Origin of the sequence: Nocardia sp. NPDC057663, from assembly GCF_042799895.1 — a bacterium.
Lineage (GTDB): Bacteria > Actinomycetota > Actinomycetes > Mycobacteriales > Mycobacteriaceae > Nocardia.
Map to the genome: position 1 here is coordinate 224796 of NZ_JBHVHX010000004.1, position 12254 is coordinate 237049.

At 68.8% G+C, this 12254-nt stretch carries 11 protein-coding genes; 8 read left to right on the forward strand and 3 right to left on the reverse strand.

The window, feature by feature from the left end; all coding sequences use genetic code 11:
- Window positions 1–9: 9 nt before the first annotated feature.
- On the reverse strand, window positions 10–699 hold the full coding sequence (locus tag ACFVAV_RS12295; RefSeq protein ID WP_379034066.1) for a TetR/AcrR family transcriptional regulator: 690 nt from the start codon (window positions 697–699) through the stop codon (window positions 10–12).
- 203 nt (window positions 700–902) lie between these two features.
- Between ACFVAV_RS12295 and ACFVAV_RS12300 the strand changes: the two genes are divergently transcribed.
- The 8 genes from ACFVAV_RS12300 (at window position 903) to ACFVAV_RS12335 (ending at window position 9500) form a co-directional block, all read left to right on the forward strand.
- Complete coding sequence (locus tag ACFVAV_RS12300) at window positions 903–1844, forward strand: alpha/beta fold hydrolase (RefSeq protein ID WP_379034068.1); 942 nt, start codon at window positions 903–905, stop codon at window positions 1842–1844.
- A gap of 7 nt (window positions 1845–1851) precedes the next feature.
- The gene (locus ACFVAV_RS12305; RefSeq protein WP_379034070.1) at window positions 1852–3630 is read left to right on the forward strand and encodes an amidohydrolase family protein; all 1779 of its coding nucleotides are present in this window, start codon (window positions 1852–1854) and stop codon (window positions 3628–3630) included.
- Window positions 3627–4517: a metal-dependent hydrolase gene (locus ACFVAV_RS12310; protein ID WP_379034072.1), complete on the forward strand. Its 891-nt coding sequence runs from the start codon at window positions 3627–3629 to the stop codon at window positions 4515–4517. The genes ACFVAV_RS12305 and ACFVAV_RS12310 overlap by 4 nt, the downstream gene beginning before the upstream one ends.
- Window positions 4514–5617, forward strand: coding sequence for a PDR/VanB family oxidoreductase (locus ACFVAV_RS12315; protein WP_379034074.1), 1104 nt, complete (start codon window positions 4514–4516; stop codon window positions 5615–5617). Before ACFVAV_RS12310 ends, ACFVAV_RS12315 begins: the two co-directional genes overlap by 4 nt.
- Before the next feature lie 55 nt (window positions 5618–5672).
- On the forward strand, window positions 5673–6239 hold the full coding sequence (locus ACFVAV_RS12320; protein ID WP_379034076.1) for a hypothetical protein: 567 nt from the start codon (window positions 5673–5675) through the stop codon (window positions 6237–6239).
- 149 nt (window positions 6240–6388) lie between these two features.
- Window positions 6389–7810 (forward strand): hypothetical protein, encoded by a 1422-nt coding sequence (locus ACFVAV_RS12325; protein WP_379034555.1) that lies wholly within the window; start codon window positions 6389–6391, stop codon window positions 7808–7810.
- Between the two features lie 57 nt (window positions 7811–7867).
- The gene (locus ACFVAV_RS12330; RefSeq protein ID WP_379034078.1) at window positions 7868–8800 is read left to right on the forward strand and encodes an IclR family transcriptional regulator; all 933 of its coding nucleotides are present in this window, start codon (window positions 7868–7870) and stop codon (window positions 8798–8800) included.
- Between the two features lie 196 nt (window positions 8801–8996).
- Window positions 8997–9500 carry a DinB family protein gene (locus tag ACFVAV_RS12335; RefSeq protein ID WP_379034080.1) on the forward strand — a complete coding sequence of 168 codons (504 nt, stop codon included), beginning with the start codon at window positions 8997–8999 and terminating at the stop codon, window positions 9498–9500.
- Window positions 9501–9563: 63 nt separating this feature from the next.
- Here ACFVAV_RS12335 and ligA read toward each other — a convergent pair whose 3' ends face one another.
- Together ligA and ACFVAV_RS12345 are read right to left on the reverse strand one after the other, a co-directional pair.
- Complete coding sequence (ligA, locus tag ACFVAV_RS12340; protein WP_379034082.1) at window positions 9564–11555, reverse strand: NAD-dependent DNA ligase LigA; 1992 nt, start codon at window positions 11553–11555, stop codon at window positions 9564–9566.
- 59 nt (window positions 11556–11614) lie between these two features.
- Window positions 11615–12148 carry a VOC family protein gene (locus ACFVAV_RS12345; protein WP_379034084.1) on the reverse strand — a complete coding sequence of 178 codons (534 nt, stop codon included), beginning with the start codon at window positions 12146–12148 and terminating at the stop codon, window positions 11615–11617.
- Between the last annotated feature and the right edge of the window lie 106 nt (window positions 12149–12254).

Here is a 12254-nt window from a genome sequence, read left to right on the forward strand (position 1 = left end):
AGAGCATCGTCAGGGTGGCGGGATCCGCTGGGAGATCGCGGCCAGCGTTTCGACGACCGGCTGGTCCGGGTCGACGACGACGCCCTTCCCGCGAAGGAAGCCGTCGAGCAGTTGGCAGACGGAATCGGTACTGCGCTCGATGAATTCCTCGGTGGCGGCCGGTTCCGGCTTGCCCGGCACATCGAGCCAGAGATCGGTGACCGCGACGAGGAAGCCGACGATGCCACGGGCGAGGTGATCCACGCCGTCGGTGTCGAGGCCGACCGCGGCGAACAGTGTTCTCGTCCGCTCGGCCAGGTCGTCCGACAAGCGCCTGCCCACGTCGAGGGGGCGCGCCGAGCTGTCGCCGGTCGCAACGCTCTGCGTGATCGCCACGTACCGGAATACGTTCGGGTACGTCAGCACGACCTCGGTGGCCGCGGTCATGAACTGGTGGACGGTGGCGCGGCGGGTCTGCATCATCAACGACAGATCCGGCGCCACCGCGCGGTAGATCTGGTCGACCAGCCAGTCCGCGACGGCCCGATCCAGGTCGGACTTGTCCGCGAACATGCGGTACAGCCGTGGTTTCGCGACGCCCACCTCGGCCGCGATCGCACCCATCGTCACCTGCGCGCCGTCGCGCCCGATGGCGCGGATCGCACCGCGGACGACGTCGTCGCGCGAGAGGATCCGCGCGGCCGAACGCCCCGATGTCATCGACATGTCCCTGTTCTTCCGCGTCGCCGTAGCCGTCTCGGCAGCATACCGGCAGTTCCGGCGGTGAATACCCCGACTGCGGAGGCCACCACGCTTGACAGAGACGGCGGCGTACCGGGAGACTCGTCATCCGGTACCAGCGGTACTATAAATCGAACTCAGAGTACAACGTGCAGTGGCGCACGCGTCCAGAAGGAATTCCCATGGCGGCTCACCTCGACAATCAGCCCAGTGTCCGGCCAGCGCCGAGGCGACAACACCGGGTCGGAAACGGTGAGATCGAGCTCGCTGTCTTCGAGTACGGACAGCCCGACGGTGTACCGGTGGTACTGGTGCACGGCTGGCCCGATACCCACCACCTGTGGGACGGCGTGATCGCGCTGCTGTCGGACAAGTACCGGGTCCTGGCCTACGACACCCGCGGGTACGGCGAGTCCAGCGCTCCGCGCGCGGTGTCGGCCTATCGCCTCGATCGCCTGGCCACCGACTTCTTCGCCGTCGTCGACCAGCTCAGCCCGGAGCAGCCGGTGCACGTCGTCGCGCACGACTGGGGCTCGGTCCAGGTCTGGGAGGCGGTCTGCGAACAGGGTGCCGAGGAATTCGTCGCGTCCTTCACCTCGATCTCCGGCCCCAACCTCGACCACCTCGGCAAGTTCCTGCGGGCGCCGCTGCGCAGGCCGACCCCCCGCGCGATCTGGAACACCCTCGCCCAGGGCCTGTCCTCGGCCTACACCGGGTTCTTCATGCTGCCGGTGCTGCCCGGCCTGTTCTTCCGGGTGGCCGGGTCGGCGCGGATGTGGCGGCTGTTCCTGCGCCTGGTCGAGGGCATCCGGCCCGACCAGGTCACCGTCGCCGACACCCTGCGCCGCGACATGATCTCCGGCCTGCGCTTCTACCAAGCCAACATCATTCCCCGCATGGCCGGCCCGCGGGACCGGCGCACCGCGGTGCCCGTCCAGTTGATCGTCAACACCCGCGATATCGCTGTGCGCCCGGCCGGCTACGACGCCTATGGCGAGTGGGCAGGCGAACTGATCCGCCACGACCTGCCGCGCGGCCACTGGCTGCCTTTCTCCGACCCGGACGCGATCGCCGGCTACGCGGAGAAGTTCATCGCAGCGCACTCGACCGACAGCGGAAAGTAGCTCCCTCATGACCGATTTCGATCTCGTCATCACCGGCGGCACCTGGTTCGACGGCACCGGCGCGCCTGCCGCTGAGCGCCATCTCGGCATCACTGACGGTGTCGTACAACGGGTTTCGGCCGAACCGCTGCCCGTCGGACCGGACACCGCGGTGATCGACGCCGACGGCAAGTGGGTCGTGCCCGGCTTCGTCGACGTGCACACCCACTACGACGCCGAGGTGCTGATCAAGCCGGAACTGTCGGAGTCGCTGCGCCACGGTGTCACCACCGTCGTCATCGGCAACTGCTCGCTGTCGACGGTCCTGGCGTCCAACACCGATTGCGCCGACCTCTTCAGCCGGGTCGAAGCCGTGCCTCGGGACGCGGTGTACGAGACGCTCGACCGCACCCGCACCTGGTCCGGCCCGGCCGAATACGCGAAGGCGATCGACGAGCTGCCGCTGGGGCCGAATATCGCCGCGTTCCTCGGTCATTCGGATCTGCGTACCCATGTGCTCGGGCTCGGGCGCGCGGTCACCCGTGACACCAAGCCGACCGCCGCCGAGATCGAGCGGATGCAAGAACTGCTCGGTGAGGCGATCGCCGCGGGCTTCCTCGGCTTGTCGTCGATGTCGAACCCGCTCGACAAGATCGACGGCGACGAGTACCGGTCGCGCTCGCTGCCCTCGACCTACGCCCGCGGCAAGGAGACGCGAGCGCTGAACCGGGTGCTGCGCCGCAACCGCCGCATCTTGCAGAGCGCGCCGACGGTGAGCCTGCGCCCGAACATCGCCAAGTTCTTCTTGGCCAGCGCGGGTGTCGGCCGCCGTCCGCTGCGCACCTCGTTGCTCTCGGCCGCCGACTCCAAGGCCTACCCGCCGCTGGTGTGGTTCATGCTGACGGTGGCGCCACTGCTGAACCGCTTCGCGCGCACCGACTTCCGCTGGCAGCACCTGCCGGTGCCGTTCACGGTGTACGCCGACGGCATCGATCTGGTCGTCTTCGAAGAGTTCGGTGCCGGTGCGGCAGCGCTGCATCTCAAGGATCAGGTCGAGCGCAACGAACTGCTGCGGGACGAGTCCTACCGGCGCTGGTTCCGCAAGCAGTACGACAACAAGTTCACCCCGCGCATCTGGCACCGCGATTTCTTCGACGCCGAGATCGTGGCCTGTCCCGACGCGTCGGTGGTCGGCAAGACGATCGGTCAGGTCGGCAAGAACCTGGGTCTGCATCCGGTCGACGCCTACCTCGACCTGGTCGTCGAGCACGGTGCCGCGCTGCGCTGGCGCACTACCATCGCCAACGACCGGCCCGGCTACCTGAACAAACTCGCCGCCAGCAGCGGCGTGCAGATGGGCTTCGGCGACGCCGGCGCGCACCTGCGCAACATGTCCTTCTACAACTACCCGCTGCGCCTGCTGGAACGCGTGCTGCGCGCGCAGGAAGCGGGCAAGCCCTTCCTGAGCGTCGAACGCGCCGTCCACCGTCTCACCGGCGAGCTCGCCGACTGGTTCCAGATCGACGCCGGTCATCTGCGCGAAGGCGACCGCGCCGACCTGCTCGTCCTGGATCCGGCCGGACTGGATGCCCGGGTGCACGAACTGCACGAGGCGCCGCTGCCGGAGTTCGGGCTCGACCGGATGGTCAACCGCAACGACGACGCCGTGGTCGCCACCGTCGTCGGCGGCAAGCGGGTGTTCGAGCGCGGCGCGTTCGCCGACGGCCTCGGCACCGAGTGGGGCACCGGCAGTTTCCTGCGTGCCGGCCACGCCCCTGTCACCACACCGTCCGAGGGGTACCGATGAAGCCGCTTCGCCGTCGCCGGGCCCAGCCCGCCCACGTCGCGCTGCACGCGCGCAATGTCCAGTTCGACTGGACCGACACCGCGTTGCGGTGGATGCCGGACGAGCCGGTGGCCTCGCACGTCGTCAATTCGCTGAATCTGCTGCTCCCCGAAGGGGAACGGATGTTCTGCGCGGCGTACAGCGAGGCGCTGCCGTATGTCGCGGACGCCAAGCTGCGCGAGGACATGCTCGGCTTCATCGGCCAGGAGGCGATGCACGCCGAGACCCACCAGAAGGTGCTGGCCGGGGTGCTCGCCGCGCACGGCATCGACACCGCGCCGTATGTGCGGCAGATGGAATTCGTCTTCCGCAACACCCTCGGGCCCCGCGACGGCAGCACCGCGGCCACCGAGGTGCGGATGGTGGAGCGGCTGACCTTCATCGCCAGCCTCGAGCACTTCTTCGCCTGGCTCGGCGACTGGATCCTCAACGCCGACTTGGAGAAACACCACGCGGACCCGCGCATGCTTGACCTGTTCCGCTGGCACGGCGCCGAGGAGGTCGAGCACCGCAATGTCGCCCACGATGTGGCGATCTACTTCGGCGCGGGATATCTGCGGCGCGCGGTGATGATGATGATCGTCATCCCGATCCTGCTGGTCCTGGTCCTGCGCGGCACCCGCTACCTGATCAACCAGGACCCCGGCATGCCGAACATCGGCTACCCGATGCTGCTGTGGCGGATCCTCGGCGCGATGCGGCGCGGGGCGCTGCCGCGACTGCGCGCGCTCGCGATCAGTGCGCTGTCGACGTTCAACCCGCGCTATTCGCCGAACACCGTCGGGTCGACCGAGCAGGCGATCGCCTACCTCGCCAAGTCTCCCGCGGCCAGGGCGGCGCACCAGTGACCCGCCCCGTTCCCACCGTGCTGCCGCCGGACCTGTACGGCAGGCACGTCCAGGATCCGACCACCCGGGTCATCGACCGGATCGCCACCGCGAAGGTGAGTCTGTCGACGCTGATCAACCGGGGCAAGCTCGAATCCGGCGTGGACGACAACCGTTTTCCGGTCGTCGTCACCGATCGGGCGCTCGTCGCGGCCGACGCCGATGTGGTGTGCCTGCGCCTCGAAGCACCGTCCGGGCGCAGCCTGCCGCGCTGGCAGCCCGGCGCGCACATCGACCTGGAACTGCCGTCGGGCCGGATCCGCCAGTACTCACTGTGCGGCGACCCCGCCGATCGCGGCGCCTACCGGATCGCGGTGCGCCGCATCCCCGACGGTGGCGGCGGATCGATCGAAGTGCACGAAGAGCTGGCGGTCGGCACGGAACTGATGGTGCGCGGCCCGCGCAACGCCTTCCTGTTCGCCCCACCCGGCCGCGGATCCACCGCACGCCGACTGCATTTCGTGGCGGGCGGCATCGGCATCACCCCGATCCTGACGATGGCCAGGGCCGCCGACCGGCTCGGCGTGCCGTGGACGATGGTCTACTGCGGCCGCACCCGCGACACCATCCCGTTCCTCGACGAGATCGCCGAGTTCGGTGACCGGGTCACGGTGCGCACCGACACCGACCACGGCATCCCCACCGCCGCGGATCTGCTCGCCGGCGTCGACGGTGACACCGCGGTGTACTGCTGCGGACCGGTCGTCATGACGGCCGCGCTCCTGAGCGCGATCAGGGACATCGACGGCGTCGAATTCCATTCGGAGCGTTTCTCACCCGCCCCGGTCGTCGACGGCACCCCCTTCGCCGTACAGCTCGCCGCCACCGGCGAAGTCGTCGAGGTCGGCGCCGACGAAACCATGCTCGCCGCCATTCTGCGAGCTCGCCCGAACCAGCCCTACTCCTGCCGCCAGGGGTTCTGCCGCACCTGTGTGGTCCGAGTCGTCGCCGGCGCCCCCGACCACCGCGACACCGTTCTCACCGACACCGAACATGCCGAGGGGATGACACTCGCGTGTGTATCCCGTTGCCACGGAGGCACTCTCGTCCTGGATCTGTGAGGGCAGATGCTGACGCGGCGCGCCCATGTCGGACGCTGTTCCTACAATCCGGGGCGTGACGCTCACCCTCGCCGATCTCGTCGGCTACGCCGATCGCGGTCTCGACACCGATCTCGCCCGCTGGTTCCCTGACGCCGAACCGGTCGTCATCCCCGCCGAAACCCGTTCGGTGGCCCGGTTTCTCGAGAAGCTGGCCCCTGCCGATGCCGCCGCACTGGCGGCCTTCGACCGCCGGGTCCGCTCCGGCAGGCTGCCACAGTTCCTCGACATCTTCGACTGGTCCTACGCGTTCGACTTCACCGGCAACGACTGCGCCATTCTCGATGCCGACTACACCACCGAACTCACCGACGAGGACGTGTTCTCCCTCGGCGCCGACGGCGGCGGCAACCTCTACGTCGTGCTCACCAACGGCCAGGTCGCGGTGTGGTTCCACGAGGAGGAGGTGCTCGAGGGCGGGACCCGTTTCGACAACCTCGACGTCTTCCTCTGGTCGTTTGTGCGCTATCGAGCGGTGCGAGCGGGCAAGCTCGCCCGCGCCGACGTCGAGGCCGACTTCACCGCGCTCGGCCAGGACGGCGCGCTGGCCGAGAACCTGGGGCTGCTGAGCATGATGGCCTGAGAAGCCCTTGCCATCGTGGCCGGGACCTCCTAACCTGTACCGCCATACGAATATTCGATAGAGAACGTTCGAATATTCGTATGGCAGAGTTTCCCGGATCGGGTGACACGCCGGCACTACACCTCAGGGAGTCGCCCGTGTTCGAGAGAATGGGTCGCGCCGCCGCGACCGCCGCGCTCAGCATGACAGCGTTGCTGATCTTCAGCACCGGCACCGCCACGGCAGGCTTCGGTTCACTACCACCCGCGAATCCCCATCTCGGCCCACCAGGGACGGCGACCATGCACGGTGATGCCGAATCCTCCGACGCCACACCGTTCGCGGGTCCCGGCGCGGGGAATATCGACAGCGACTTCCGTGAGCTCGCCGCCGCGTGCCCGACCATTCTCCAGGGTTCGGACGGCATGCCGCAGGCCCTGTGCACCAAGATCATCGACCGCGCGCCGAAGGTCTTCCTGCTCGATCCGGACAACGGGCAGCCGCTCGCCTCGCTCGACCTGACCAAGGGCAGCCTGCTCGGCGGCGTGTACGCCTACCTCGACAGCAGCGACCGCATGGTCACCGTCGACGGCAGCGGCAAGCTGCTGCGCATCGGCCACCGCCGCGACGGCGGCGACTGGACGGTCTTCATCGAATCGGCAACCGATATCGCCCAGGCAGTCACCGGCCACTGCGGCGGCGGGGACTGTGACGCGGTCAGCTCGGTCATGGCCGACTTCGACGGCCGGGTCTGGTTCGCTACCGACAATGCCGTGGCCGGATTCTCCGATCCGGCCACCGGCGTGGCCCGCTCGATCGTGCTCGGCCCCGGCGAGAAGGTCGCCAACAGCATCTCCACCGCACCGGAGGGCGTGGCTATCGCCACCACGCACGCGCTGTACCTGGTCGACGTAGACGGCTCCGGCGATCCCCGGGTGCTGTGGCGCCAGGCCTACGATCGTGGCCCGGCACGCAAACCCGGTCAGCTGTCCTGGGGCACCGGCGCCACTCCGACTTTCTTCGGACCCGGCAGCGGCACCGAATACCTGACGATCACCGACAACGCGGTGCCGAAAGAGAATCTGCTGGTATTCGACACCGCGACCGGCAACCAGATCTGTTCGGTGCCGACGGTCGACGGCACCGAGAACTCCCCGATCGGCTCCGGCAACAGCCTGTTCGTCGCCGGCACCTACGGATACCCGTATCCCGCCGTTCCCGAGGGCGCGGGGCCGAGTGAACCGGCGAATGCCCAGTTCACCGGCGGTATGGTGCGGGTCGATGTCACCGGCTCCGGGTGCCGGGTGATGTGGACGAACAAGGCGCTGTCCGCTGCGGTTCCACGCCTCTCGGTGGCCGACGGCAAGATCTACACCGTCACCCGGCACACCATCATCCCGACCGGCAGCGTCGGCGTGACCGACAACTTCCGTTACACCGTTATCGATGCCGTCTCCGGGCGCATCGAGACGGAGAAGCTGATCGGGGCCACCGCACTGCACAACACGCTCCAGATGGTCGGCACCATCTCCCCCGACCGCACCCTCTATCAGGGCACGATGAGCGGGCTGTTCCGCATCGCACCACGCTGAGCGGCGTATGCGATCATCGGAGCCGATCGACAGCGTGCACTGCGGAAGGGAGGCGGGATGCGATCCGATTCGTCTCGCTCCCACGATGATTCACCACCGACCAGCCGGGTCGTCGCGGTGGTGGAACTGCTCGCCGCCCGCGGCACCGCGCTCTCGGCGGCCGAGATCGCGCAATCGCTGGACCTGAGCCGGTCGACGGTGGGAGCCATCCTGTCCACCCTCGACCGGCACGGGTGGGTCCGGCGGCAATCCGACCTGACCTACCAGCTGGGTCCCGGCCTCGCCCGGGTCGGACTGCTCGCGCCCGCGGTTTTCGCCGAGGGTGAAGCGATCGGCGAGGAGGTCGAACGCCTGGCCACCCGCGTCGGATGCGGCGCCGCCCTCACCGCACCGAGTGGCGACGACGTCATCTTCGTGACGACCGTCGGTGGGCCCGGCCTCATCCCGGCCGGCATCGAGAACGGAACCCGCATCCCGCTGCTCCCGCCCGCAGGCGCGACACTCATCGCCCACGCCCCCGCCACTACCCAGAACAGCTGGCTCGATCGCGGTGATCCCGAGCGCCGCACCGAGTTTCGTGACGTCCTGGCAACGATTCGCACCACCGGCTACTGCGCCTGGAGCCTGCGACCCGGCGCACTCACCGCGCTGCGTGTCCTCTCCGATGTGGTCGACCTTCTCTCCGGCCGCCCGGCCGGCGACGAACTTCGCGGGCGCGTGCTGAGTCTGCTCGGCGACATCACCGGCAGCGCCCACACCGAAGACGACCTGAACTCCCCCGCGTCGCTGTCGCTCGGATATCTGAGCGCCCCCGTCCTCGCCGCCGACGGCCGCGCGCTCTTCGAGGTCCAGATCGGACCCCTCCGCACCGAAGTCACCGCCGCCGCACGCCGGCGCTACATCGACGAGCTCCTCGCCACTGCCCGCCGCATCGAGCGCATCGCCGCGGAGGCCCGCGCAGCGACCGGGTCGCTGCGTCAGCGAGCTTGACGTCCGTGCAGCCCGGATCGAAACTCTGCGATATCCTGGCTCCAGGCAGCAGCGCCTTCTGACAGGCCTTGCCGCGGTGTCGACGTCGTCCGCCGCGCCATGCTCCCCGCGCAATCCGCGCGAATCGAATGCCCTCGTTCTTTGCGATCGCCGCACCGCCTTGCCGCGACCACACCACAGAATGGAATGAAATCCCATGAGTACCCACGGAATTACCAACGGCGCCGAGCGCGCGCTCGTCGAGAACATGCTCGACCGCAACCGCGAAGCACTCATCGGGACCGCACGCGGCCTGTCCGAGGCCGACGCGCGCCGACGACTCGTCACGTCGCTGACGACACCGATCTCCTTGATCAAGCATGCCGCTGCCGCGGAACGGATCTGGTTCCAACGGTTCTGGGCGGGCCTCGACGAATCCGACTGCGATGGCTACTCGCGCCGCGACGAGGGCACCTTCGCCGTCGCCGACGACGAGTCGCTGGCAGACGTTATCGCCGAGTTCGAGCGCGCAAGCCGACGATCACGGGAGATCGCGTCCCGCTTCGACCTCGACGACACCGTGGACATTCCCCGCGAGGGAACGGTCAGCATGCGCTGGACCCTGCTCGCCATGATCCAGGAGTTCGCCCGGCACGCAGGTCACGGCGACATCCTCCGCGAACAGATCGACAACCCCACACCGTGCCAGCCGAACGCGTGACACTTCAGCTGTGCGGAGCACAAGTTCACCCGAACACGCCGGACCGGCTCGCACGCAGGCGGACTAGACGACCTTGGCCGCGATCAACAGGTTCCAGATCTCGCCCTGGTCGACGACCTCGACGCCGAGCTTCTCCGCCTTGGTCAGCTTGCTGTCACCGACTCCCGCACCGGTGATGAGCAGATCGGTGTTCGCCGAGACCGAGGACGCCGCCGTCGCGCCCGCCTGCTCGCACAGGCGTTGAAACGTCGGGCGGGCGACCTTCTCACCCGAACGCGGGTCGCTGATGGCGCCGGTGATCACCACCGTCTTACCTTCCAGGGGCGCACCGGCCGCGACGACCGGGGCAAGATCCTCTGCGCGCACATCCAGACTGACGCCCGCCGCACGCAACCGCTCCAGCTCCGGGCGCAGGCGGGTGAGGTGTGCGACCAGGGAGGCGGCGACCTTCGGTCCGATGTCCTCCACCGCGACGAGTCGTTCCTCACCCGCATCGGCGACCTCCTCCAGGGAGCCGAATCCCGCTCGGGCCAGACGAGCTGCGGTGCCGTCGGAGGCCATCGGGATGGCCAGGCCGATCAGCGCTCGGCGCAGGCCGACCTGGCGGCTGGCATCGATCGACTCGATCATCCGCGCGGCCGAGACCTCGCCGATGCGGTCGAATTCGAGCAGGCGCTCCTGGGTGAGCGTGTAGAAGTCCGACGGGCGCTCCAGGATGCCCGCCTCGGCGAGGCGTTCGATCCACACCTGCCCGATGGCGTCGATGTCGGCGGCGGCCCGCGACGCCCAGTGGATCAGCCGCCGCACCGTCTGGGCGGAGCAGGAAACGTTGGTGCAGAACAGCTCTCGGCTGTTGCCCTGCTCGGTGACCGGCTGCCCGCACGAGGGGCAGACGGTCGGCGGCACGATCTCGCGCTCCATACCCGTCCGCTTCGCCGCGTCGAGTACGCCCGCCACGAACGGGATCACGTCGCCCGCGCGGCGCACCAGCACGGTGTCACCGATCTTGATGTCGCGGGCGCGGATGACCTCCTGGTTGGCCAGCGTCGCTTTCGTGACCGTCGTGCCGCCGACGAAAACCGGCTCCAGCCACGCGACCGGGACGATCTTGCCGGTCTTGCCGACGTCCCAGACCACATCGGCCAGCACCGTGGTCTTCTCCTCGGCGGCGAACTTGAATGCCAGCGCGCCACGCGGCGAGTTCGACCGTGTCCCGGCCGCGGCGTACGCATCACGGTCGGCCAGGCGCAGCACCGCGCCGTCGAGGTCGTAGTCCAGCTCGTTGCGGCCTTGCTCGATCGCGGTGATCGCCGCCTGTGCCTGCTCCGCGTCGGCGCACAGACGCATCCGCGCACCCTCGACACCCAGCGCCCGCAATCCCTCCGCGAGGTCGACCGCGGCACCGCCGGCGGAGGTATCGAGGTCGAAGCCGAAGAACTGCAGGCGGCGCTCGGCGACCGTCGCCGGGTCCTTCGCCCGCAGCGTGCCCGCCGCGGCGTTGCGTGGGTTGATCAGTGGTTTGTCCGGATGCGCCGTGTTGTAGGCGGCGAACGTCGACCGCAGCATCACCGCCTCGCCACGCACCTCCACCCGTCCCGGAACATCGATCCGCTCCGGAACACCGTCGACCAGGGCACGGACCAGCATGGTCACGTCGTCCCCGGTGGTGCCGTCGCCCCGGGTCACGGCGCGCACGAAGCGCCCGTCTTCGAAGACCAGGGCCAGTGACAGGCCGTCGAGCTTGGGCATCACCACCACCGGCTGACCGGGGAAGCGGTTGAAGAGCGCCTCGACCTGCTCGGGTTTGGTTGCCTTCTCGAGCGACAGCATGGGACGCGAATGCCGGACCGGAGCGTGCAGCACCGCCGGCGCGCCGACCTGCTTGAGCGGATTCGGGTCGGGCGTGAGGTCGGGGTGCGCCTCGATCAGACCACGAAGCTCGTCTTCGATCGCGTCGTACTCGGCGTCGGCGACCAGCGGCGAGCCTTGATAGTAGGCGTCGCGCAGCGCCACGATTCGGACGGCGAGATCTTGCATGCGTTCCCCAGTTTCCACAGCACGCGACGCTACCGATCCCCACCGACAGGTCTACCGCCGAGTGGGCGGAATCCGGGTCAGAACATCGCGGCCCGCCGCGCCGCGACCCGCGCCCACACCTGGGGATCGGTGCGCGGGCCGCCCGGAGTGGCGGCGCCGTACCGCTGGATCTGGGCGTCGAGGTCCAGGGGTGCGGTCAGCGAAGTGCCTGGGGCCAGCGCGTCCTCGACGTCTTCGTCGGGCACCAGCCAGCACACCTCGAACTCGATGCCGTCGGGGTCGCGGGCGTAGAGCGCCTTGGTCGACCCATGATCGCTCGCACCGGTCAGCGCATGCGCCGCCGCCAGACGGTCCCAGACAGCCGCGAGCTCGGACAAAGTGTCCACTTCCCACGCGACGTGATAGAGCCCGACCGAGCCCGCCGGACCTGCCGCGGGCGTCCTGGCCTGGAAGAGCCCGAGGTCGTGGTCATTGGCCGAGCCCGGGTGGCGCAGGAACGCGCCGCCGGGGAATCCCTCGGCGAGCCGCTCGAATCCGAGCACGTCCTCGTAGAACGCGATACTGCGCGGCAGATCCGCGACGAACAGGACGATGTGGTTGATTCCCCGCATCTCCGGTGACCTCCTGGCTCGAAAGTTCTCGACCCATCACGGTCCCACGGAATCACCCGTCGGCAACACCGGATGACCGGGGAGCGGGACGGGCGAGCACCACACG

Excerpts from the sequence above, each read along its gene's own strand:
- ACFVAV_RS12345 (WP_379034084.1), bottom strand. The coding sequence starts at position 12,148 with ATGCGGGGAATCAACCACATCGTCCTGTTCGTCGCGGATCTGCCGCGC.
- ACFVAV_RS12330 (WP_379034078.1), top strand. The coding sequence starts at position 7,868 with ATGCGATCCGATTCGTCTCGCTCCCACGATGATTCACCACCGACCAGC.
- ACFVAV_RS12335 (WP_379034080.1), top strand. The coding sequence starts at position 8,997 with ATGAGTACCCACGGAATTACCAACGGCGCCGAGCGCGCGCTCGTCGAG.
- ACFVAV_RS12300 (WP_379034068.1), top strand. The coding sequence starts at position 903 with ATGGCGGCTCACCTCGACAATCAGCCCAGTGTCCGGCCAGCGCCGAGG.
- ACFVAV_RS12295 (WP_379034066.1), bottom strand. The coding sequence starts at position 699 with ATGACATCGGGGCGTTCGGCCGCGCGGATCCTCTCGCGCGACGACGTC.
- ACFVAV_RS12305 (WP_379034070.1), top strand. The coding sequence starts at position 1,852 with ATGACCGATTTCGATCTCGTCATCACCGGCGGCACCTGGTTCGACGGC.
- ACFVAV_RS12310 (WP_379034072.1), top strand. The coding sequence starts at position 3,627 with ATGAAGCCGCTTCGCCGTCGCCGGGCCCAGCCCGCCCACGTCGCGCTG.
- ACFVAV_RS12325 (WP_379034555.1), top strand. The coding sequence starts at position 6,389 with ATGGGTCGCGCCGCCGCGACCGCCGCGCTCAGCATGACAGCGTTGCTG.